We start from the raw sequence: 23244 nt of genomic DNA on the forward strand, positions 1-23244 counted from the left end.
CAAGCAACTCGACCGCTTCCGGGATCGCTTCACGGTGGCCGGTGCCAAGGATGATCGCCGCGACGCTCATGTGCTCGGAAGCTCATTGCGTACGGACTGTGCGGCCTTCCGCCAGCTTGCGGCCGACAATCCGGTGGTGATCGAGCTGCGCGAGTGGTCGCGCATGGCGGAGGAGCTGCAGCAGGAGCGCACGCGGCTTGCCAATCGCCTGCGTCAGCAGTTGTGGCGGTACTATCCCCAAGCGGCCAAGCTGACCGACGATGTCGCCGACGACTGGTTCCTGGCACTTTGGCAAAAGGTGCCGACGCCGGACAGCGCGGCCAAGGCCAGCGACAAGGCGATCGCGCGCATCCTCAGCGCCTATCGTATCCGCCGCCTCGATGCGGCGACGGTGCTCAAGACTTTGCGCGAGACACCCCTGCTCGTGGCACCGGGCACGACGGAGGCTGCGTGCGTGCATATCCGCAGCCTCGCGGCCCGTCTGCGCCTGGTCAATCAGCAAATCAAGGAAGCGCAGCACAGCCTGGACCGCCTGTGCGCCAAGCTCGAAGAACAGGAGAGCCCCGCGGGGCAGAATCCCGAGCAGTGTGACGTGGCGATCCTTCGCTCCTGGCCGGGAATCGGCAGGATCGTTCTTGCCACACTGCTCGTCGAGGCCACCGAGCCTCTGCGCAGACGAGACTACCACGCCTTGCGCGCCTTGGCAGGGGTCGCACCGGTGACGCGGCAAAGCGGCAAGCAACGCTTCGTGATCCGCCGCCTGGCCTGCAACAGGCGGCTGCAAAGCGCCGTTCATCACTGGTCGCGCGGCGCGCTTCAATACGACGCCGCAGCCCGGCGACGCTATGATGCTTTGCGGCAGCGCGGACACGGCCATGCGCGTGCGCTGCGTGGTGTGGGAGATCGCCTGCTCTTTGCCTTGTGCGCGACGCTCAAGCACCAGACGCCCTACGACGCAGACCACAACAGCGCGAAGATCTCGGCAGCAGGCTGAGCCGTTCCTTTGTTCGGCCGCATGCGACCGTTCCTTCGTCCCGACCTGCCGAACGCAAGAGCGCCGCGCGCAGACGCTGTCCAGGATGCCATAGGCACCGGCAAAGCCGGCGCGAAGCGTCCTGGATAGCGTCGAGCACGGTGCTATAGTTATCTGTCAGGGACTCCCACCCTTGACGAAGGGTAGGAGGTCCTACGGCACCGCTTGTTGTGGAGGCAGTCTGGATTGCTTCGTCGCAAGGGCTCCTCGCAATGACGGAGGAGAGAGGTGCACCTCTGTCTCCACACCGTCATCGCGAGCGAAGCGAAGCAATCCAGAAATGTCACCGTTGAGGGACCGTGGATCGTTTCGTCTCCTGTGGATCAATTCACCCGTCGATCCTTCCCCGCCCAATACGGCTCCCTCAACTGCCGCCGCAGGATCTTGCCGCTCGGATTGCGCGGCAGCGCCGGCAAGAACTCCACGCTCTTCGGCGTCTTGTAGCCGGCGATGCGCGTCCGGGTGAAATTGATGATGTCGGTGGCGGTTGCCTGCTTGCCCGGCTTCATCACCACGACGGCCTTGACCGCCTCGCCCCAGGTGTCGTCGGGCACCCCGATCACCGCGGCTTCGGCGACGTCAGGATGATCGCACAGGGCGCTCTCGACTTCGGCGGGGTAGATGTTCTCGCCGCCGGAGATGATCATGTCCTTGATGCGATCGTGGATGTAGAGGTAGCCGTCCTCGTCCATGTAGCCGGCATCACCCGTGCGCAGCCAGCCGTCACTGCGCAGTGTTGCGGCGGTCGCCTCCGGCAAGTTCCAATAGCCGGCCATGTTGGAGCCGGAGCGCGTCGCGATCTCGCCGACCTGACGCGGCGGCAGCGGCTTGCCGTCGGCATCGAGGATTGCGATCTCGACGCCCGGCAGCGCCTTGCCGGCCGAGCGCATCCGCTCGAGGCCCTCGATATGGTCCTCCGGCGGCAGTGCGACGATAGTGCCTGTCGTCTCGGTCATGCCGTACATCTGCACGAAGCCGCATTTGAAGACCTCGATGCATTCCTTCAGCAGCGCCGCCGGAATGGGGGAGGCGCCGTACAGCATGTATTTCAGCCTGGAGAAATCCACCGTCTTGGCGCGCGGCTGCCGCACCACGAACTGCATCGCTGCCGGCACCATGAAGAGTTTGGTGATGCCCGACTGCTCGAAGAAATCCAGCACCTTGGTCGGATCGAACTCGCGCGCGATCACGCCGCGAGCGCCGTGATAGAGCCCCATCACGCCCCAGCCCGAGCCGCCGATGTGGAAGATCGGCATCGCGACCAGCGATACGTCGTCGGTCGACCACCGGTTCCATTCCGGCTTGTCCTCGGCATTGCCTGTCTGCACGAGGTTGAGGAAGTTCGCATGGCTCAGCATCGCGCCCTTCGGCTTGCCCGTGGTGCCTGACGTGTAGAGCTGGATCGCGATGTCGCGGGTAGCGATCGCAACCTTCGGGTCGTCGCCGCTCTGCGCGTCCCGCCAGGCCGTGAAATCCTGCCACTCCGGCGCGCCGCCCTCGGTCGTGATGATCGTGCGCACGCCCGGGATTTGGTCCCTGATCTGACGGATTTGCGTGATGAATTCCGGTCCCACGAACAGCACGGGCGCTTTGCAGTCGGAAACGATGAAGGCGACCTCGGGTCCTGCGAGCCGCCAGTTCACCGGCGCCATCACCACGCCGGCTTTCATCGCGCCCATCAGCAGCTCGAAATAGACATCGCTGTTTTTGCCGAGATAGGCGATGCGGTCGCCCTTCTTCACGCCCATCGCGAGAAGCGCGTTGGCGACCTTGTTGGTGTTGACGTCGAGTTCGGCAAAGCTGGTCACGCGGCCCTCAAACTCGAAGGCGATCGCGTTGCCGCGGCTCCTGGCGCGCTCGCGCACCATGTCGGCGAGGTCAGCCAATGGCTGTGTAGACATGTTTCTCCCGCGGTGTTTTGTTTTTATGGCTGGGGAGTGTGGCGTCATCCGCGGGTGAAGACAAGGTGGTGCCCCACCATCGTCCTGGCTTTCGCCAGGACGACGAGAGAGAGGATTACCCCCGCTTCGCCCGGTCCTTCTCGTTCTGCGCCATGATGCTTTCGCGCGCGGTCTTCCAGTCGTCGTCGCTCCAGTCGCGGAGCTGGTAGAAATTGCCGCCCATCGCAAGCGCCTGGGCGCCGTCCATGGCGATGGTCTCGCCATTGATCCAGTCGCAGCCGCCGGAGATCAGGAACACCGCGAGGTTCTGCAGCTCCTCCATGGTCCCGACCCGGCCCATCGGATTCATCGCCTTGGTGCGCGCGCCGGCCTCGTCACCGGGCTTGATGCGCTTGCTCATGCCTTCGGTCGGAATTTCCCCGGGTGCGATGGTGTTGAGGCGGATGCCGTGGCGTCCCCATTCGGTGGCCAGCGACATCGTCATGGCGTGGATCGCCGACTTGCTCATGGCCGACGGCACCACATAGGGCGAGCCGTTGCGCACCCAGGTCGTGGTGATCGAGACGACGTTGCCGGGCTGCTTCAGCGCGATCCAGCGCTTGCCGACCGCATGGGTGACGTAGAACGTGCCGTGCATGACGATGTTGGCGACCGCATCGAAGCCGCGCGGCGACAGCTCTTCCGTGCGCGAGATGAAATTGCCGGCGGCGTTGTTGATGAGATCGGTCAGCGGCGCCTCGCGAAAGATGTTGTCGACCATCTCCTCGACCGCAAGGGCGTTGCGGATATCGACACCGTGGCTGGTGACGCGGCCGCCATACTCACCCATCAGCTCGATCGCCGTCTCGTCGCAGACGATCTTGCGCCGGCCGCAGATGTGCACCTCGGCGCCGAGTTCGAGGAAGCGCGCCGTCATCGACTTGCCGAGCCCGGTGCCGCCGCCGGTCACGAGAATGCGCCGACCAGCCAGAAGATTTTCCTTGAACATGGCTGTTTCTCCCGTACGTATCGTCAGTTAATTGGTCGATTGACTAAATCCGGCCGTCAGCTTTCTGTAAAGCGGCACCGAACAAGAACAAGGGAGAATTCATCCATGGAAGAGCGCGTCTCGATCTCGATCTCGGAAGGCGTTGCCGACGTGCGCCTGGTGCGCGCCGACAAGATGAATGCGCTGGATCAAGCCATGTTCGAGGCGCTTGTCGGGGCAACCGAGCGTCTTTCGAGGGAAAAAGGCGTACGCGCTGTCGTGCTGTCAGGCGAGGGCCGCGCCTTCTGCGCTGGTCTCGACATGGGACGTTTTGCCGCCATGAAGGAGAAGGGCGGCAACGGAATTCCGGGTGGCGAAAATCGCGATCTCACCAAGCGCACGCATGGCCAGGCCAACTTTCCGCAGCAAGCGGTGTGGGGCTGGCGCCAGCTTCCGGTTCCGGTGATTGCGGCCGTGCACGGCGTTGCCTTCGGTGGCGGCTTCCAGCTCTCGCTCGGCGCCGACATGCGCTTCCTGAGCGCCGATGCGCGGATGTCGATCATGGAAATCAAATGGGGCCTCGTGCCTGACATGGCAGGCACGCCGATCCTGGCGAGCCTCGTGCGCGACGACATCCTGCGCGACCTCACCTACACGGGCCGCATCTTCTCCGCGCAGGAAGCGATGAGTTACGGTCTCGCCACTCGCATCTGCGACGATCCGCGCGCTGCGGCGCTCGAAGTCGCGCGTGAGATCGCCGGCAAGAGCCCCGATGCGATCCGCGCCGCCAAGCGACTGCTGAACAATCTCTCGGTCGATCCAGGACCTGCGCTGCTTGCGGAGTCAGTCGAGCAGCAGAAGCTGATCGGCAGCCCGAACCAGACCGAAGCGGTGCGGTCGAACCTGGAGAAGCGCGCCGCGAAGTATGCGGATTGAGTTCGTCATTCCGGGATGCGCCGCAGCCGCAGGCCCGGAATCCATCCCGCCGCATTCTCTGCCGTGACATGGATTCCGGGTTCGATGCTTTCGCATCGCCCCGGAATGACGACCATGATTGTGCCTCTGTCGAAACCCGACGAAAGATCGGAAAACAAGAATGAACGAAACGTCCAAGTTCCTCGGCATCGTCTCCGGCGACCGCCGCCGTGCCCACACCGAGGTCGCCGATCGCGCCGACCGCATCGCCTCCGGGCTCGCCATGTCGGGCGTCAAGCAAGGTGATTGCGTCTGCATGCTGATGCGCAACGACATCGCCTTCCTCGAGGCCGCCTACGCCGCGATGCGGCTTGGGGCCTACGGCGTGCCGATCAACTGGCACTTCAAGCCGGAGGAGATCAACTACATCCTCGGTGACACCGGCACCTCCGTACTGATCGGACATGCTGACATGCTGCATGCCTTGCGCGATGCGATTCCTGATGGCGTCACCGTGCTCAGTGTGCCGACGCCACCGGAAATCCTGAAGACCTACAAGATCGATCCCGATCACCTCGAGACGCCGGACTTCGCAATCGATTTCGAGTCCTGGCTCGCGCAGTATCAGCCCTATGACGGCCCGGTCGTGCCGCAGCCGATGAACATGATCTACACGTCAGGCACGACAGGTCATCCCAAGGGTGTACGTCGCAACGCCCCGACGCCGGAGCAGCAGGCGGCCGGCGAGCGTATGCGTGCGACGATCTACGGGTTGAAACCTGGCGCCCGCGCGATCCTGCCAGGTCCGCTCTATCACTCCGCGCCGAACTCGTTCGGTATCCGCGCAGGCAAGCTCGGCGGCGCGCTGGTCTTGATGCCGCGCTTCGAGGCGGAAGAGTTTCTCGAGCTGATCGAGCGATACAAGATCGACACCATCTTCATGGTGCCGACCATGTTTATCCGCCTGATGAAACTGCCGGAGGAGGTCCGCAAGAAGTACGACGTCTCCTCGCTCCGTCACGTCATTCACGCGGCCGCGCCCTGTCCGGCGGACGTCAAGCGCGCCATGATCGAGTGGTGGGGGCCGGTGATCTATGAATTCTACGGCTCGACCGAATCCAGCGCCGTCACCTTCGCGACCTCCGAGGACGCGCTCAGGAAGCCGGGAACGGTCGGCAAGATCTCACCCGGCGCCGAGCTGCGCTTCATCGGCGACGACGGCCGCCTGCTCGGCGTCGGCGAGATCGGCGAGATCTATTCCCGCATGGCGGGGCTTGCCGACTTCACCTACCACAACAAGCCGGAGAAGCGCGCCGAAATCGACCGCGACGGTTTCATCACCTCGGGCGACGTCGGCTATATCGACGAAGATGGTTACGTCTTCATCTGCGACCGCAAGCGCGACATGGTGATATCAGGCGGCGTCAACATCTATCCGGCCGAGATCGAGTCGGTGCTGCATGCCATCCCGGGCGTGCATGATTGCGCCGTGTTCGGCATCCCCGATGCCGAGTTCGGCGAGGCGCTGATGGCGGTGGTCGAGCCGCAACCGGGCGTCACGCTCGGTGTCGCCGACATCCGTGCGCGATTGAAGAGTTCACTCGCCGACTACAAGGTCCCGAAGCATATCGAGATCCGCACGGGCCTGCCGCGCGAGGACTCCGGAAAAATCTTCAAACGCCGCCTGCGCGATCCCTATTGGGAGCAGGCGGGGCGGAAGATTTAAACGCCCTGTAGCCCGGATGGAGCGAAGCGCAATCCGGGACTTAACTCTCCGGATGCAAAGGCCCGGATTTCGCTGCGCTCCATCCGGGCTACGGGCTGACCTCTAAACCAGCTCTCCGCCGACGAACAGCAGGAACGACCGGCCCGGCACCTTGTAGACGCTGTCGAAGTCGAACCGGACGCCGGATGCGCCGTCGGCGGCATTGGTGTCGAGCAGCAGCGACCAGCACGGTCCGGCCGTGGTGTGCGGCAGCTTGAAGTCGACCTCGCCCTCATAGCTGTTGAGGATGATCAGCACGCTGTCGTCCTCGCCGTGGCGCGGGATGGCCGTCTTGCGTGCACGGCCGTCAAGCACGGCGCCGAAGCATTTCAGCCAGCCGCTCTCCCATTCGCCGTTCGACATCTCGCTGCCATTGGCGTTGATCCAGACGACATCGCGGATGTCGAGCTGCGCATCGTGCACGCCGGTAAGGAAGCGGCTGCGGCGCAGGATCGGATAGTCGCGCCTCAGCTGGATCACCCGCTTGGTGAAGGCGAGCAGCTTCTGCGCATGCTCGCCCATGGTCCAGTCGAACCAGGAGATATCGCTGTCCTGGCAATAGGCGTTGTTGTTGCCCTGCTGGGTGCGGCCGAACTCGTCGCCGCCGAGCAGCATCGGCGTTCCCTGCGAGAGCAAAAGGGTCGCCAGCATGTTTCGCTTCTGCCGCTCGCGCAGGGCGACGATCTCCTGGTTGTCCGTCGGGCCTTCGACGCCGCAATTCCAGGAGCGGTTGCTGGAATTACCGTCGCGGTTGCCCTCGCCATTGGCTTCGTTGTGCTTGTCGTTGTAGCTCGCCCAATCGTTCAGCGTAAAACCGTCATGAGCCGTGATGAAGTTGACGCTGGCCCATGAGCGACGGCCGCCCCAGCGGCCGAAGATGTCGCCGGAGCCGAGCAGCCGCGAGGCGAGGGCGGAGGGCGGCGCCTCGCCACGCCAATAATCGCGCACCGTGTCGCGATATTTGTCGTTCCACTCCGCCCAGCCGGGCGGGAAGCCGCCGACCTGGTAGCCGCCGGGTCCGCAGTCCCAGGGCTCGGCGATCAGCTTGACGGTCGACAGCAGCGGATCCTGATCCATTGCCTTGAGAAATCCGCTCTGCTCGTCGAAGCCGTAGACCTCGCGTGCGAGAATGGTGCCGAGGTCGAAGCGGAAGCCGTCGATATGCATATGGCCGGCCCAGTAGCGCAAGCTGTCCATCACCATCTGGATCACGCGCGGATGCGACAGGTTGACGGTGTTTCCGGTGCCGGTGTCGTTGATGTAATAGCGCTTCCGGTCGGGCAGCAGGCGATAATAGCTCGCATTGTCGATGCCCTTGAAGGATAGGGTCGGCCCAAGCTCGTTGCCTTCGGCGGTGTGGTTGTAGACGACGTCGAGGATCACCTCGAGGCCTGCGCCGTGCAGCTTCGAGACCATCTCCTTGAACTCGCGCAAGGAATTCGGCACGTCGGAGGCGTAGCGCGGGTCGGGTGCGAAGAAGCCGATGGTGTTGTAGCCCCAGTAATTGACCAGGTTCCTCTTCAGAAGATTGTCGTCGTTGATGAAGGAATGGACCGGCAGCAGCTCGATCGAGGTCACGCCGAGCGATGTCAGATGCGCGATCATCTCGGGCGCCGCGAAGCCGGCATAGGTGCCGCGCAGGTTGTCGGGCACCGCAGGATGCTTCTTCGTAAAACCCTTGACGTGGGTCTCGTAGACGATGGTCTCGTCCCAATGGACGTTCTGGCGCGCCGCCTCGGCCTGCCAGTCGAAATCAGGATCGACCACGACGCATTTCGGCATGAAGGGCGCGCTGTCGCGTTCGTCGAAGGTCGTGTCGTCGCCCGTCTCCATGATGTAGCCGAACACGGCCGGATTCCAGGTCAGGCTCCCGGCATGGGCGCGGGCATAGGGATCGAGCAGCAGCTTGTTGGGATTGAAGCGATGACCGGCGTCGGGCTGATAGGGCCCGTGGACGCGGTAGCCATAAAAGGTGCCGGGGCCGACGCCGCTGATGTACCCATGGAAGACTTGATCGGTATATTCCGGCAGCTCGAAGCGATGCGTCTCGCGATCGCCATCGTACAGGCAGACTTCCACCTTGGTGGCATTGGCTGAAAATACCGCGAAGTTGGTGCCGTTGCCGCTCCAATGGGCACCCAGTGGATAGGGCAGGCCTTCCTCGATGACGAAATCGGACATGCGCCCCCCCTAGGCCCCGATGGCCGCGACGGCAATGCCATTGCGCCCCGAATGTTTCAAACGCCGTGCCATTCTGGGCAATGCGTGCGTCAATTCGATGAAGTGGGTGCCGCCTTCGCAGCGACGATTTTCCCACTTATATAAGTGGGGTCATTGGCCTCCGGATCATCCCAGGGTTCTTAAACTCATGTCCCCAGTTTCCATCCTGCTCAACCTGATCTGGATTCTCATCGGCGGGGCCTGGATGGCCTTCGGCTGGCTGGTGGCTTCAGTGATCATGGCCATCACCATCATCGGGCTGCCCTGGGCGCGGGCGGCGTTCAACATCGCCATCTACACGCTGCTGCCGTTCGGCTCGCGCGCGGTCAGCCGTGACGAGGTCACCGGCATGAGCGACATCGGCACCGGTGCCCTCGGCGTGATCGGCAACATCATCTGGCTCGTTCTGGCCGGCTGGTGGCTGGCGCTCGGCCACCTCCTGACCGCCGTGCTCTTCGCCATCACCATCATCGGCCTTCCCTTTGCTTGGGCCCATCTGAAGCTCGCCGGCATCGCGCTGTGGCCGATCGGCAAGGTGATCGTGCCGGCCTGACTCTGCCGGGCCGCCGGCCCCAGCGGCGGTGTGTGTGCACCGCCCCCAACTTCGTCTTGCACTGCGGCAGAAAAATATCGCACACTCGGTCCGCCGGGGAGCCATTGGGAGCTCTAGAAAAAGGAGCGAGCCATGTCCCTCCAGACTGTACCATCCGATGCTGGCGATCTTCGCCCCAACCGGCCTGAGGACGTACAGGCCCTGGAGGCCGATGCCCGGCTGCGCGACGATATCCGCCTGCTCGGACGCATCCTGGGCGACACGGTGCGCGACCAGGAAGGTGCCGACGTGTTCGACCTGGTCGAGCGCATCAGGCAGACCTCGATCCGGTTCCACCGCGACGAGGACCGGATTGCCCGCCGTGAGCTCGAGCAGATCCTCGACAGCATGTCGACCTCGGAGACGGTTCGGATCGTCCGCGCCTTCAGCTATTTCTCCCACCTCGCCAACATCGCCGAGGACCAGAACAACATCCGCCAGATGCGCAGCCGCAGCGCGGCCAACGGCTCCGGCGTGCTGGCGCAAACATTGGCCAAGGCCAAGGCCGCCGGCATCGGCGCCGACGCGCTGCGCGGCTTCTTCAAGACCGCGCTGGTCAGCCCGGTGCTGACCGCGCATCCGACCGAAGTCCGTCGCAAGAGCACCATGGACCGCGAGATGGAGATCGCCGCGCTGCTCGACCGCCGCGAGCGGGTCGCGCTGACCGCGGACGAGGCCGCCGCCAGCGACGAGCAGCTTCGCCGCGAGGTGCTGACGCTGTGGCAGACCAATCTGCTCCGCCGCACCAAGCTCACCGTGCTCGACGAGGTCGCCAACGGCCTGTCGTTCTACGACTACACCTTCCTGCGCGAGGTGCCGCGGCTGGTGAACGCGCTGGAAGACCGGCTGGAGGAGGGCGGCGAGCAGGCCGCCAGCGAGCTCGCTTCGTTCTTGCGCATGGGCAGCTGGATCGGCGGCGACCGCGACGGCAATCCGTTCGTCACCGCCGACGTGATGCGCGGCACGCTGCGGCTGCAGTCGAGCCGTGTGATGCAATTCTATCTGAACGAGCTCCACGTGCTCGGCTCGGAATTGTCGATCGCCGCCCATCTCGCCGATGTCTCCGAGGAGCTGCGTAACCTCGCGGAGCGCTCGCCCGACACCTCGCCGCACCGGAGCGGCGAGCCCTATCGCCTTGCGGTCTCAGGCATCTATGCGCGCCTGACCGCCACGGCCGAGAAGCTCGAGGTCGAGATCACCCGCCGGCCGGTCGGCAAGGGCGCGCCCTATCAGAGCGTCAAGGAGCTGCAAGCCGATCTCGACGTGCTGCATCGCTCGCTGATCTCCAACAACGCTCGCGTCATCGCGCGCGGCCGGCTGCGGCTGCTGCGGCGCGCGGTGGATTGCTTCGGCTTCCATTTGGCGCGGCTCGACATCCGCCAGAACTCGGCGGTGCATGAACGCACCATTGCCGAGCTGATCGACGCCGCCAACCCCGGAATGTCCTATCTCGCGCTCGGCGAGGAGGCGCGCATCTCGCTCCTCACCAACGAATTGCGCTCGACGCGCGCGCTGGTCTCGCCCTTCGTCAAGTACAGCGATGAGACCATGGGCGAGCTCAACGTCTTCCATGCCGCTGCGGAGGCGCATGCGAAGTTCGGCTCGGACGCGATTCCCCAATGCATCATCTCGATGTGCAAGGGCATGTCCGACATGCTCGAGGTCGCGGTGTTGCTCAAGGAGGTCGGCCTCGTCCATCCCTCCGGGCGCAGCGCCATCAACATCGTGCCGCTGTTCGAGACCATCGAGGATCTGCAGGCCTCTTCAGGCATCATGGACCGCATGCTGTCGCTGCACGATTATCGCCGCCTCGTCGACAGCCGTGGCAGCGTGCAGGAAGTCATGCTCGGCTATTCCGACAGCAACAAGGATGGCGGCTTCGTCACCTCGGGCTGGGAGCTCTACAAGGCCGAGATCGGGCTCGTCGAGGTATTCGAGCGTCATCATGTGCGGCTGCGCCTTTTCCACGGCCGCGGCGGCTCGGTCGGCCGCGGCGGCGGGCCGAGCTACGACGCCATCGTCGCCCAGCCGGGCGGCGCCGTGAACGGCCAGATCCGCATCACCGAGCAGGGCGAGATCATCTCGTCGAAATATTCCAACGCCGAAGTCGGACGCAACAATCTGGAGATCCTGGCTGCGGCGACGTTGGATGCGAGCCTGTTGCGGCCGCGCGAGAGCGCGCCGCGCCGCGAATATCTGATCGCGATGGACGAGCTTTCGAATCTCGCCTTCAAGGCATACCGCGGGCTTGTCTACGAGACCGAGGGCTTCGTCGATTATTTCTGGTCCTCGACCGTGATCAACGAGATCGCGACGCTGAACATCGGCAGCCGTCCGGCCTCGCGCAAGAAGACCCGCGCGATCGAGGATTTGCGCGCGATCCCCTGGGTGTTCTCCTGGGCGCAATGCCGGCTGATGCTGCCGGGCTGGTACGGCTTCGGCAGCGCGGTCGAGCAGTGGATCACTGAACATCCGGACAAGGGCATGCCGTTCCTGAAAGAGCTCTACGGGGAATGGCCGTTCTTCCGCATGCTGCTGTCGAACATGGACATGGTGCTGGCGAAAAGCTCGATCGCGATCGCCTCGCGCTATGCCGAGCTGGTGCCCGATGAGGCGCTGCGCGAAAAAATCTTCGGCCGCATCCGCCGCGAATGGCATTCCTGCATCGAGACGCTGCTCGACATCATGGGGCAGGACCGCCTGCTGCAGGGCAACCCGCTGCTGGAGCGCTCGGTGCGTCACCGCTTCCCCTATCTCGATCCGCTCAACCACGTGCAGGTCGAGCTGCTCAGGGAGCATCGCGCGCAGAACCCGGACGAGCAGGTGCTGCGCGGAATTCAGCTGACGATCAACGGGATCTCGGCGGGGCTGAGGAATACGGGGTAGCCGTCATTCCGGGGCGCCCGAAGGGCGAACCCGGAATCTCGAGATTCCCCGGTGCGCAATTGCGCACCTGTGGTCTGGTCCTTCGGACCATCCCGGAATGACGGTGGCGCAGCGTTACACCGGATCCCAGGGGAAAATATCCGCAGAGCGATCCAGCTTGTAGAACGAGCCCTTCAGCGCCGGCATGCCGTGTTCGGCGATCGACTGCGGCGTCCAGCCTTCGCTGCGATGGACCGAGCGCAACGGGCGGTTCTGGCTGAACAGGAACAACTCGTTCATGCGTGCGCCAAAGATCTGTCCGGTGACGTCCTTGGCGGCATCCGAGAGCAGATAGGCGCAGATCGGCGCGATCTTCTCCGGGCCCATCTGCTTGATCTTCTCGACCCGCGCCTTCTCGGCCTCGGTCTCGGTCGGGATGGTGCCGATCATGCGGGTCCAGGCGAACGGCGACACGCAGTTGGAGCGCACGTTGAAGCGGCCCATGTCGAGCGCGATGGATTTCGACAGCCCGATGATGCCGAGTTTGGCGGCGGCGTAATTGGCTTGGCCGAAATTGCCGATCAGGCCCGAGGTCGAGGTGAAGTGCACGAAGGAGCCGCTTTCCTGCTCGCGGAAGATGCGTGCCGCGGCGTGGCTGACATAGAACGAGCCCATCAGATGCACCTTGATGACGGCCTCGAACGCTTCAACGCTCATCTTGTGGAAGATCATGTCGCGCAGGATGCCGGCATTGTTGACGACACCGTCGAGCCTGCCGAAGGCATCGGTCGCGGTCTTCACGATCTTGCTGGCGGGGATCGCTTCGGCGACCGACTCGAAATTGGCGACCGCCGTGCCGCCGCGCTTCTTGATCTCCTCGACGACTTCCTCAGCAGGCGTCGCGCTCGACCCGGCGCCGTCGGCGGCGGCGCCTGGATCATTGACGACGACCTTGGCGCCCTCAGCCGCACAGAGCAGCGCGATCTCGCGCCCGATGCCGCGGCCTGCGCCGGTGACGATGATGACCTTGTCCTGCAGTGATTTGCTCATGTGGTGCCTCCTGTTTTGTCCGTCATTCCGGGATGGTGCGAAGCACAGGACCCGGAATCTCGAGATTCTCAGGTGCGCAACCGCGCACCATAGTTCGCGCTAATCGCGCCCCGGAATGACGGGCTGTTACCTCTCATTCGTAAACACGATCGTGCCTGACGCCGCGAACATGCCGCCGACGCCATGGCACACGGAAATCTTCGCATTCGCTACCTGCGCCGGTGCGATGCCGCGCATCTGGCGCACGCTCTCCTGCAGCGCGTACATGCCGTACATGCCCGAATGCATGTAGGAGAGGCCGCCGCCATTGGTGTTGAGCGGAAGCTTAGCCCCGGGTCGCGTGTTGCCATCAGCGATGAATTTGCCAGTCTCCTCATACGGCATGAAGCCGAGATCGCCGAGCCCGAACAGCGGCAGATGCGCAAAGGCGTCGTAGATCATGAGGTGATCGACGTCCTTGTGCGCGATGCCGGCCTCCCTGAACGCGAGCGGTCCCGCGGTCTTGAATGCGCGCGAGGAGTTGAACGTCTCCATCTGGCTCACCATCGGCGTTTCCACGCTCTCGCCGGTGCCCATGATATAAACGGGCTTGCGCGGAAAATCCCTGGCGCGGTCGGCCGAGGTCAGGATCAGCGCGCCGCCGCCGTCGGTGACGAGGCAACACTGCAGCAGCCGGAACGGATAGGCGATCATGCGCGAGTTCAGCACGTCGGCGACCGTGATCGGATCCTTCATCATCGCCCGCGGATTCCTGGCTGCCCATTCGCGCTGCACGACGGCGACCGACGCGAGCTGTTCATGGGTGATGCCGTAGGTCTTCATGAAGCGCAGCACGGGGATCGGGAACATGCTGGGCGGGCCGTAGACGCCATGGGGCGCCTCGAACTGGCCCTGCAGACTGTCGGCTGGGATCGAGCGCGGCGCCTTGCCGATCATCGACTTTCCGCTCTCGGCATGGGTGATCAGCACGGTCTTGCAAAGACCAGCCTCGATCGCGGCGGCCGCATGGCGGACGTGCAGCATGAACGAGCAGCCGCCGACGGACGTGCCGTCCACCCAGGTCGGCTTGATGCCGAGATAGTGGCAGACCTGCTGTGGCGTTTCGACCGCGGTGGCAAAGCCGTCGATGTCGGAGAGCTTCAGTCCGGCATCGGCGATCGCATTGAGTGCTGCATCCGCGTGGAGCTGGAGCTGCGAGGCGTTGGGGATGATTCCGAGTTCGGTGGTCTCGGCCGCGCCGACGACGGCAACCTGGTTCTTGCGCATGGCTTACCCCTTCGCCGGACGGAACACGGGAAGGGTGATCTTGTCGTCCAGCTGCTGGAACGCGACCTCAAGCTTCATGTCGAGCGCGAGCGCCTCCGGCGTCTGCGGGCAGTCGATGATGTTGCTCATCATCCGCGGTCCCTCGTCGAGCTCAACGACGGCGATCGCGTAAGGCGGCGTGAAGCCCGGCGCGGCAGGGCGGTGGTTGATGACGTAGCTGTAGAGGAAACCCTTGCCGCTCGCCTTGAAGATGGAGACCTTGCGCGAGGCGCAGGACGGGCAGAACGGGCGCGGCGGAAAGTAGACATGCGCACAGGCATCACAGCGTTGCAGGCGCAGCTCGCCCGCTTTGGTGCCGTCCCAGAAATGCTGGGTCTCCGGCGTTGGTTTCGGTCGTGCGCGCTGCGGTTCGGCCATGTCGGCAGCTCCTCCCAAAGGCGAGAACTCGATGCTCGTGTGTTTCAATCTTGATGCGCCAATTGACTATCGCGCGTCAACGGTCCAGCACTGAGCTCTGCACGCCCCGTATTCCACCATGCGCACAATTGCTGACGGCGTGCTTGTGTGCCAGTAAGTTCGCACGGTACATAAGTGCCGAGACAAGAAGAGATCGGGAGGATTCCATGTTAAGATCAGTAGGCGTTGCGCTGGTTGCAGGTCTGACCTTCGCTGCGCCGTCCCTTGCTGCGGATGCGCCGGCCGAGATCAAGATCGGAACGCTCTACGCCTCGAGCGGGCGCTATGCCTCGATCTCGATGCCGGTTCACTATGGGCTGAAGCTGTGGGTCGAACAGAAGAACGCCGAAGGCGGCGTCTATGTGAAGGCGTTCGACAAGAAGATCCCGATCAGGCTCGTTGCCTATGACGACCAGAGCAACACGGCGACCGCGGCGACATTGTACAATCAGCTCATCACCCAGGATAAGGTCGATCTTCTGGTTGCCGATTCCGGCTCGGTGCTGACCGCGCCTGCGGTTGCGATTGCTCGCGACCACAAGATGTTCCTGTTCGACCAGACCGGCACGGGCGCCAGCTTCTTCTCCAAGGACAATCCCTACATCGCCCTGATGGCAGACCCGGTGTCGACCGTCTGGCCGAAACCGGTCGCCGATTTCGTCTCGCATGATGGACCTGGCCTCGGCATCAAGAAGGTCGCGATCCTCTATGCGACCAACGAGTTCACGGGCACGCAGGCCAATGCCTTCCGGAAGTTCGTCAAGGAATCGGGCGCGCCGATCGAGATCGTCTACGATCAGGGCGTTCCCACCGAGACGACCAACTACACCGTCATCATCAACAACATCGCCAACACCAACCCGGACGCGGTGATTCACTTCGGCTATGCGCCGAACGACATCGCCTTCCTTCGCAACGTTCAGGACGTCGGGGTCAATTTCAAGATGCTGTTCTCGATCTACGCCGGTCTGGAGACCGAGCTGCTCGAGAAGAACGTCGGCGAGAAGGGACTGGAGCACGTCTTCACCTACGTGCCGCCGCAAGAGCTGAAATATCCGGTGAATTTCGGCATGAACATCGACGAGTACAAAGCGGCCTGGAACAAGAAATATCCTGACGGCAAGGTCGAGTTCGGCTTCAACTCGGTCGCCGGCTACACCACGGCTCTGGTGATCGAAAAGACCCTGTCGGTCGCGACCAGCCTCGATCAGCTCGAGCTGCGCAAGGCAACCTTCAGCCTGTCCAACCAGCTGCAAACGCTGGACGGCACGTTCGCGCTCGACGAGATGGGCGGTCAGATCGGTGAGCTCACGCCGCTCGGCCAGCTCGAGCTTGGCGATCACGGGCATCTCAAGTTCATCTCGATCTATCCCCATGAGACGGCGACCGGAAAGCCGGTCTATCCGCGTCCATGACGGGAAACCCCGCTGAGCAAGTGCTGGGAGTCGGCTGCTGATGTTGACCTACGCGTTGGTCGCCGGCGTCCTGTTCGGGCTGTATTTCAGCCTGGTCGGTATGGGGCTCAATCTCGTCTTCGGCGTCATGCGCATCGTCAACCTTGCGCATGGCGACGTCTTGATGCTCGGCGCCTTCGTGGCGCTGGGCGTCGTCACCCTGGCCGGAATCGACCCGCTGTTTGCGGTGCCGCTGGCATTCGTGCTGTTTCTGCTGGTCGGCACGCTGCTTTATTGGGTGCTGGTGCCGCGTCTGCAGGGATCGGCAAATCCCGAGATGCTGTCGATCATCCTGTTCTTCGGCCTGTCGCAGGTGGTCGAAGCCATCACCACGATCTTCGCCGGCACCAGCGAGCGCTCGATCCAGAGCCGGCTGCTCGGCACGGTGTTCTCGACCATCAAGGTCCAGCTGTTCGGCGGCAAGCCGCAGAACGGTCCGATCCGCATCCTCGGCCAGGGATTTCCCGCGCCGTGGGTGATTGCTGCCGGAATCAGCCTGGTCGCGATCGGTCTCGTTTACGTCTATCTCTATCGCACGCGGCTCGGCACCTTGACGCGCGCCGTGATGTCGCGACGCGACGAGGCGCTGGCCTCGGGCATCGATGTCGATCGTGTCTCGGCCGCGGCGTTCGGAATCGGACTCGGGCTTGCTGCCGTTGCGGGCGTGTTTGCGCCGTTCATGTTCGGCTCGATCACGCCGGCCTTCGGCGCGGACGCCACGGTGACGTCATTTGCGATCGTCGTGCTGGGTTCGCTCGGCAATCCGCTCGGCACGGCCCTCGGCGGTGTTGTCTATGGTGTCTGCTACATGCTGGTGCAGACCTATCTCAGCTCATGGGCGGACCTTCTGCCCTATGTGCTGCTGATCCTGATCCTCTTGCTACGTCCGAGCGGCCTGCTCGGAAGGCGGGTGCGCGTTGCCTAATGCCATCAAGCATGTGCTGTTCATTCTGGTGCCGTTGATCGCCGTGTTTGCGGTGTTGCCGGGCCTCTACCAGAACCATCTGCTGTTGTTCAATTTCGTCACGTTCCTGATCCTCGCGCAGGGCGTCAACATCATCTACGGCTTCACCGGCTATCTGCCGTTCGGCTATGTCGGCTTCTTCGGGGCCGGCGCCTACGGATTTGCGGTGCTGGTGATGCATTATCAGTCGCCGGCGCTGGTGGCCGTGCTGGCGGCGGGGCTGGTCGGCGTGCTGCTCGGCCTGCTGCTGACACCGCTGTTGCGGCTCTCCGGCGCCTATTTTGCCATTGCCAATCTCGCCGCGTCGCTGGCTGTGCTGCACCTGGTCGCCAATCCCGCATTGGAGGGCATCACCAAGGGGCCGTATGGCGTGTCGCTGACGGGCACGTTCAACCCCTCGCACGCCTATGATGCGGCGCTGGTGGTGCTGACATTGACGGTGGGCGGTGTCGTCTTCCTGAAGAATTCGAGCTTCGGACTTGCACTGCAGGCCGTTCGCGAGGATTCGGTGAGCGCGTCGATGGCGGGGGTCAACGTCGTCAAGATGCGCATCGCGGCCTGGCTGGCCTCGGCGTTGGTGGCGGGGCTCGCCGGCGGCATCTATGCCTGGTACGTGTCCGTGTTCTATCCCGACAATGTCTTCAGCGGCGAGTTCAGCATCTTCGCGATCGTCTTCGCGCTGTTCGGAGGTGTCGCGACGATCTCCGGTCCGATCATCGGCGTCCTGATCCTGTACGGCGTCTACAATCTGATCGGGTTCACGACCCCGCAATATTTCCAGCTCATCTACGGCCTTCTCATCATGGGGTTGGTGTTGTTCTTGCCGGCAGGGCTGGTCTCGCTGGCGACGCGGAGAGGCTGGCATGTCCCCTGACACAAAACCCATTCTCAGCGTCGATAAGCTGGTGAAGCGCTTCGGCGGTTTCGTCGCGCTCGACGGCCTCAGCTTTCATGCCGCGCCCGGCGAGGTGCTGGGGCTGGTCGGTCCGAATGGTTCGGGCAAGACCACGGCGATCAACGTGATTTCGGGTCTCTACGCCCCCGATGGCGGCGAGGTCGCTTTCGATGGCGAGCCCATCGGCGGCATTGCGTCCCACAAATTGGTCCATCGCGGCATCAACAGGACTTTCCAGGTGCCGAAGCCGTTCATGTCGCTGACCGTGCGGGAGAACGTCAGGGTCGCCCTGGCCTACGGCCACATTGGCGGAACGCCGCCGGCGCTCGATGCGCTGCTCGACGAATATCGTTTGGACGCGGTCGCCGATCGGCCGGCAGCCGATCTCAACAGTGCGCAGCAGAAGATGCTGGATCTGGTCCGCGCCCTGGCGACGCGACCGCGCCTGCTGCTGCTCGACGAGCTCGCCGCCGGGCTCAATCCCGCCGAGCTCCACTGGATTGCCGAGCGGATCAAGCAGCTCGCGGCAGGCGGCATGTCGATCATCGTCGTCGAGCACCTGATGGGCTTCATCGAGCACATCACCGACCGCGTCATCGTTCTCAATGCGGGACGGGAAATCTTCGAGGGTAAGCTCGCTGCGGCCGTGAAGGAACCGCAGGTGATCGAGGTGTTTTTGGGAGGCGAGCATGCCGCCTGAAGCAACGCCTCTTCTCCAGGCGCAAGGCGTCGATGCGGGCTACGGCACCATGCAGGTGCTGTGGGGCGTCGATCTCGACGTCAAGTCCGGCGAGACGGTCCTGCTGCTCGGCGCCAACGGTGCCGGCAAGACCACGTTCCTGAAATCGCTGGTCGGCCTGGTCGAGGCCCGTCACGGCAGCATCGCGCTCGGCGGCCAGAATATCGCACATATGCGCTCCAGCGACCGCATGAAGCTCGGCATGACCTACATGTCGGAGCTCGCGGTGTTTCCTGACCTGTCGATCGAGGAGAACATCCTGGTGGGGGCCCAGGCGCTGGGACATGCCAACCCGCGCCGGCGCCTCGACGAGCTCTATGGCCTCTTTCCCGTGCTGCGCGACAAGCGCCGCGACGCTGCCTCCAGCCTGTCAGGCGGGCAGCGCAAGATGCTCGGGATCGCCAAGGCGCTCGCGGCCGAGCCGAAGCTTCTCGTCATGGACGAGCCTTCGGCCGGGCTGTCGCCGCTGTTCGTCAAGGAGGTCATCCGTATCCTGAACGGCCTGCAGGGGCGCGGGATCGCGCTTTTGATCGCCGAGCAGAATATCGGTTTCCTTGAAGTGGCAACCCGCGTATTTGTTCTGGAAGGCGGGCGCATTCGCTTTTCCGGCACGGTTGCCGAGATGACCGACAACGAGGCGCTGCGGCGCGCCTATTTTGGATTGAAATAGCGCGGCAGCGTTTTGGCCGCGCCCGACGCAGGCGAACCAGACATGCCGAACGCCCCGACCCTCGCCACACTGGCCGACGATCTCGAAAGCGGCCGTACCACCTCCCGAAAACTGGTCGAGGCGTGCATCGCCAGGATCGCCGATCCCGCCGGCGAGGGGCCGCGCACCTTCATCCATGTCGACAAGGACGCCGCGCTGACCACCGCAGATGCCATGGATGCCCTGCGCAAGGTCAAGGCGGCGCCCTCGCGCTATGCCGGTATCCCGGTCTCGATCAAGGATCTGTTCGACATCAAGGGACAGACCACGCGCGCCGGCTCCCGTGCGCTCGACGATTCCGATCCGGCCGAGCACGATGCGGCGGCGGTCGCGCGGCTGCGCAAGGCCGGCTTTGTCGTGATCGGACGCACCAACATGACCGAGTTCGCCTATTCCGGCATCGGTATCAATCCGCATTATGGGACGCCTAAAGGCGCCTGGAACCGCGCCGAGGGGCACGTGCCGGGCGGCTCGTCCTCGGGCGCGGCGGTCTCCGTGCTCGACGGCATGGCCCATGGCGCGCTCGGCACCGACACCGGCGGCTCCTGCCGCATTCCCGCGGCCTATAACGGCATCGTCGGCTACAAGCCGACGCAGCGCCGCGTGCCGCTGGATGGCTCCGTGCCGCTGTCGTTCTCGCTCGACAGCATCGGCCCCTTGGCGCGCTCGGTCAGCTGCTGCGCCATTCTCGATGCGGTGCTGGCGAACGAGCCGGTCACGGCGCTCACGCCGCGTCCCGTGAAGGGCATGCGGCTGGCCGTGCCGACCACGGTTGCGCTCGACGATCTCGACGCTCCGGTCGCGGAAACCTTCGAACGCGCGTTGAAATCGCTCGCCGATCACGGCGCCATCATCGAGCGCATCGAGATGGCCGAATTCCACGACATCGGCCCGATGAACGCCAAGGGTGGCTTTGCGGCGTCCGAGAGCTATGCCTGGCATCGCTATCTCATCACCTCCAAGGGCGATGTTTACGATCCCCGCGTCTTCGTCCGCATCATGCGCGGCGAGGCGCAGAGCGCGGCCGACTACATCGATCTGCTCAACGAGCGCCGCTCGCTGATCGCCCGCGTCAATGCCCGCATTGCACCCTATGACGCGCTGGTGCTCCCGACTACCGCCAACACGCCGCCGAAGATCGCAGATCTCGCCGACGACAAGGCGTTCACGACGCAAAACCTGCGCGCGCTGCGCAATTGCACGCTGATCAACGTGATCGACGGCTGTGCCATCTCGCTGCCGGCGCATCGCGAGGGCGAGGTTCCCGTCGGCCTGATGCTTGCCGGAGCGGGCGGCTCGGACCGCCGTATTTTTGAACTTGCTGCCGGCATGGAGGCCGTCATTCGTGTTTGACCTGACTTTCACCATCGACGCCCAGGACACCACCACGCCGCTGACCTTGGCGATCGACCAGATGGTCATCGCCGGATGGACCGGCCGCGATCCTGTCGCGCGCGACAAGCACATTGCCGAGCTGCAGGAGATGGGTATCGCCCCGCCGGCCTCGACGCCGATCTACTACCGCGCCTCGGCGCGCCGGTTGACCCAGGAAGACAGCATCGAATGCACCGGCGGCGATTCCTCAGGCGAGGTCGAGTTCGTGCTGGTCGGCTGGCAGGGCCGTGTCTTCGTGGGCTGCGGCTCGGATCACACCGACCGCAAGGTCGAGGCCTACAGCGTCACCGTGTCCAAGCAGATGTGCGACAAGCCGATCGCCTCCACGCTGTGGGAGCTCGAGGATGTCATCGGCCACTGGGACAAGATGATCCTGCGCTCCTACGCCACCATCAACGGCCAGCGCGTGCTCTACCAGGAGGGCACGCTGGACGCGATGCTGCCGGTGGCCGAGCTCATCGCGCGCGGCTTCGCGGGCGGCAAGTTCCCCGACGGCTGCGCCATGTTCGGTGGCACCTTTGCGGCCAAGGGCGGCATCCGCCCTGCGGAGCGCTTCGACTTCGAGCTGGAGGATCCCGTGCTGAAGCGGACCATCAGGCACGGCTACGAGGTGGTGACGCTGCCGGTGCGGGGCTGAACTCTCTCCGCGTCATTGCGAGGAGCCCTTGCGACGAAGCAATCCAGACTGGTTCCACGGAGGGATTCTGGATTGCTTCGCTGCGCTCGCAATGACGAGGAGACGGGTCATCGGAAATCGGGTGGTCGGATGAACGTGGGCGTGCGAAGTTGGTTGTTATGGCAATGACCGCTCGCAAATCACACCAGAAGCCATCCGCCGACCTCGCCACCCACGTCGACACCCTCGACTGGCCCCAGATCACCGCCGAACTCGACTCCCACGGCTGCGCCGTCCTGAAGAACGTGCTGACGCCCGATCAATGCCGCGCCATCGCCGCGCTCTATTCCGACGACGCGCACTTCCGCAGCCGTATCGTCATGGGCCGCCACGGCTTTGGCCGCGGCGAGTACAAATATTTCTCCTATCCGCTGCCCGATCCGATCGCGGAGCTGCGCCCGGCGCTCTATAGGCATCTGCAAGGCGTCGCCAACCGCTGGAACGAGGCGATGGGGATCGACATCCGCTATCCGACCTCGCACGTCGCGTTCCTGAAGCGCTGCCATGAGGCGGGGCAGGCCCGGCCGACGCCGCTGCTGCTGCAGTATGAGGCCGGCGATTACAACTGCCTGCATCAGGACCTCTACGGCGAGCATGTGTTCCCGCTCCAGGTCGCGATCCTGCTGTCCGAGCCGGGAGGCGATTTCACCGGCGGCGAGTTCGTGCTGACCGAGCAGCGCCCGCGCATGCAGTCCCGCGCCGAGGTGGTTCCATTGACGCAGGGCGACGCCGTCGCCTTTGCTGTGCACCATCGCCCGGTGCAGGGGACACGCGGCACCTACCGCGTTAATCTGCGCCACGGTGTCAGCCGGATCAGGTCCGGCCAGCGCCACACGCTGGGTGTGATCTTCCATGATGCCAAATGAGCGGAGCCATTGACGGCTGATTTGTTCGACAGCGTTGCCGAAGCCCAACCGTCGCGCGAGCAGATCGCGGACGGCGCCGTGCTGCTGCGCGGCTTCGTCAGGCCGATCGAGGGCGAGCTGGTCGAAGCGGTGCGCGCCTTCGTGTTGCAGTCGCCGTTCCGGCGAATGACCACGCCCGGAGGCTACCAGATGTCGGTGGCCATGACCAATTGCGGCGAGCGCGGCTGGATCACCGATCACACCGGCTACCGCTATGATCCCATTGATCCCAAGACCGGCGCGCCATGGCCGGTGATGCCGCCGGTGTTTCGCGATCTCGCCCGCCGCGCGGCGGAGCAGGGCGGCTTCAGGCACTTCGCGCCCGACGCGTGCCTGATCAATCGCTACGAGCCCGGCACGCGGCTCTCACTGCATCAGGACAAGGACGAGCTGGACTATTCGGCGCCGATCGTCTCGGTGTCGCTCGGCCTGCCCGCGACCTTCCTGTTCGGCGGCCTGGCGCGCGCCGACAAGCCN

Annotated in this window: 20 protein-coding genes; 14 read left to right on the forward strand and 6 right to left on the reverse strand. The window is 64.1% G+C overall.

Annotation, left to right across the window (positions count from 1 at the left end):
- The coding region (locus AOQ71_RS43905) for a transposase (protein ID WP_083513880.1) at window positions 1–994 on the forward strand (994 nt) is incomplete at its 5' end.
- Between the two features lie 362 nt (window positions 995–1356).
- Here the strand turns inward: AOQ71_RS43905 and AOQ71_RS26050 are convergent.
- Together AOQ71_RS26050 and AOQ71_RS26055 are read right to left on the reverse strand one after the other, a co-directional pair.
- On the reverse strand, window positions 1357–2934 hold the full coding sequence (locus AOQ71_RS26050) for a fatty acid--CoA ligase (protein WP_057752942.1): 1578 nt from the start codon (window positions 2932–2934) through the stop codon (window positions 1357–1359).
- Window positions 2935–3049: 115 nt separating this feature from the next.
- Entirely contained in the window at window positions 3050–3922 is an 873-nt protein-coding gene (locus AOQ71_RS26055; RefSeq protein WP_057752943.1) for an SDR family oxidoreductase, read from the reverse strand.
- Between the two features lie 105 nt (window positions 3923–4027).
- Between AOQ71_RS26055 and AOQ71_RS26060 the strand changes: the two genes are divergently transcribed.
- Both AOQ71_RS26060 and AOQ71_RS26065 read left to right on the forward strand, forming a co-directional pair.
- The gene (locus AOQ71_RS26060) at window positions 4028–4837 is read left to right on the forward strand and encodes a crotonase/enoyl-CoA hydratase family protein (protein ID WP_057752944.1); all 810 of its coding nucleotides are present in this window, start codon (window positions 4028–4030) and stop codon (window positions 4835–4837) included.
- Between the two features lie 160 nt (window positions 4838–4997).
- Window positions 4998–6542: an acyl-CoA synthetase gene (locus AOQ71_RS26065; protein WP_057752945.1), complete on the forward strand. Its 1545-nt coding sequence runs from the start codon at window positions 4998–5000 to the stop codon at window positions 6540–6542.
- Window positions 6543–6644: 102 nt separating this feature from the next.
- On the opposite strand, the gene glgX is transcribed toward AOQ71_RS26065, so the two are convergent.
- Window positions 6645–8762 (reverse strand): glycogen debranching protein GlgX, encoded by a 2118-nt coding sequence (glgX, locus tag AOQ71_RS26070; protein ID WP_057752946.1) that lies wholly within the window; start codon window positions 8760–8762, stop codon window positions 6645–6647.
- Window positions 8763–8949: 187 nt separating this feature from the next.
- Here glgX and AOQ71_RS26075 point away from each other — a divergent pair, with 187 nt between their 5' ends.
- Window positions 8950–9354 (forward strand): YccF domain-containing protein, encoded by a 405-nt coding sequence (locus AOQ71_RS26075; RefSeq protein ID WP_057752947.1) that lies wholly within the window; start codon window positions 8950–8952, stop codon window positions 9352–9354.
- A 132-nt stretch (window positions 9355–9486) separates the two neighbouring features.
- Window positions 9487–12279 (forward strand): phosphoenolpyruvate carboxylase, encoded by a 2793-nt coding sequence (ppc, locus tag AOQ71_RS26080; protein ID WP_057752948.1) that lies wholly within the window; start codon window positions 9487–9489, stop codon window positions 12277–12279.
- Window positions 12280–12393: 114 nt separating this feature from the next.
- Here ppc and AOQ71_RS26085 read toward each other — a convergent pair whose 3' ends face one another.
- The 3 genes from AOQ71_RS26085 to AOQ71_RS26095 form a co-directional block, all read right to left on the reverse strand.
- Window positions 12394–13308 carry an SDR family oxidoreductase gene (locus AOQ71_RS26085; protein ID WP_057752949.1) on the reverse strand — a complete coding sequence of 305 codons (915 nt, stop codon included), beginning with the start codon at window positions 13306–13308 and terminating at the stop codon, window positions 12394–12396.
- A 126-nt stretch (window positions 13309–13434) separates the two neighbouring features.
- Window positions 13435–14574: a thiolase C-terminal domain-containing protein gene (locus tag AOQ71_RS26090; protein ID WP_057752950.1), complete on the reverse strand. Its 1140-nt coding sequence runs from the start codon at window positions 14572–14574 to the stop codon at window positions 13435–13437.
- Between the two features lie 3 nt (window positions 14575–14577).
- Window positions 14578–14991: a Zn-ribbon domain-containing OB-fold protein gene (locus AOQ71_RS26095; protein ID WP_057752951.1), complete on the reverse strand. Its 414-nt coding sequence runs from the start codon at window positions 14989–14991 to the stop codon at window positions 14578–14580.
- Between the two features lie 206 nt (window positions 14992–15197).
- On the opposite strand from AOQ71_RS26095, the gene AOQ71_RS26100 reads away from it, so the two are divergent.
- The 9 genes from AOQ71_RS26100 to AOQ71_RS26140 all read left to right on the forward strand — a co-directional run.
- On the forward strand, window positions 15198–16445 hold the full coding sequence (locus AOQ71_RS26100) for an amino acid ABC transporter substrate-binding protein (RefSeq protein ID WP_057752952.1): 1248 nt from the start codon (window positions 15198–15200) through the stop codon (window positions 16443–16445).
- Window positions 16446–16485: 40 nt separating this feature from the next.
- Complete coding sequence (locus tag AOQ71_RS26105) at window positions 16486–17409, forward strand: branched-chain amino acid ABC transporter permease (protein ID WP_083514502.1); 924 nt, start codon at window positions 16486–16488, stop codon at window positions 17407–17409.
- On the forward strand, window positions 17402–18322 hold the full coding sequence (locus AOQ71_RS26110; RefSeq protein WP_057752954.1) for a branched-chain amino acid ABC transporter permease: 921 nt from the start codon (window positions 17402–17404) through the stop codon (window positions 18320–18322). Before AOQ71_RS26105 ends, AOQ71_RS26110 begins: the two co-directional genes overlap by 8 nt.
- Window positions 18312–19043, forward strand: coding sequence for an ABC transporter ATP-binding protein (locus tag AOQ71_RS26115; protein ID WP_057752955.1), 732 nt, complete (start codon window positions 18312–18314; stop codon window positions 19041–19043). Before AOQ71_RS26110 ends, AOQ71_RS26115 begins: the two co-directional genes overlap by 11 nt.
- Window positions 19033–19752, forward strand: coding sequence for an ABC transporter ATP-binding protein (locus AOQ71_RS26120; RefSeq protein ID WP_057752956.1), 720 nt, complete (start codon window positions 19033–19035; stop codon window positions 19750–19752). Before AOQ71_RS26115 ends, AOQ71_RS26120 begins: the two co-directional genes overlap by 11 nt.
- 42 nt (window positions 19753–19794) lie before the next feature.
- On the forward strand, window positions 19795–21144 hold the full coding sequence (locus AOQ71_RS26125; protein ID WP_057753100.1) for an amidase: 1350 nt from the start codon (window positions 19795–19797) through the stop codon (window positions 21142–21144).
- A complete protein-coding gene (locus tag AOQ71_RS26130; RefSeq protein WP_057752957.1) occupies window positions 21137–21823 on the forward strand; it encodes a DUF2848 domain-containing protein in 687 nt (228 codons plus the stop codon). The genes AOQ71_RS26125 and AOQ71_RS26130 overlap by 8 nt, the downstream gene beginning before the upstream one ends.
- A 158-nt stretch (window positions 21824–21981) precedes the next feature.
- Window positions 21982–22728, forward strand: coding sequence for a 2OG-Fe(II) oxygenase (locus tag AOQ71_RS26135; protein ID WP_057752958.1), 747 nt, complete (start codon window positions 21982–21984; stop codon window positions 22726–22728).
- 9 nt (window positions 22729–22737) lie between these two features.
- The coding region (locus tag AOQ71_RS26140) for an alpha-ketoglutarate-dependent dioxygenase AlkB (protein WP_245317170.1) at window positions 22738–23243 on the forward strand (506 nt) is incomplete at its 3' end.
- Window position 23244 lies beyond the last annotated feature (1 nt).

This window comes from Bradyrhizobium manausense, from assembly GCF_001440035.1.
Lineage (GTDB): Bacteria > Pseudomonadota > Alphaproteobacteria > Rhizobiales > Xanthobacteraceae > Bradyrhizobium > Bradyrhizobium manausense.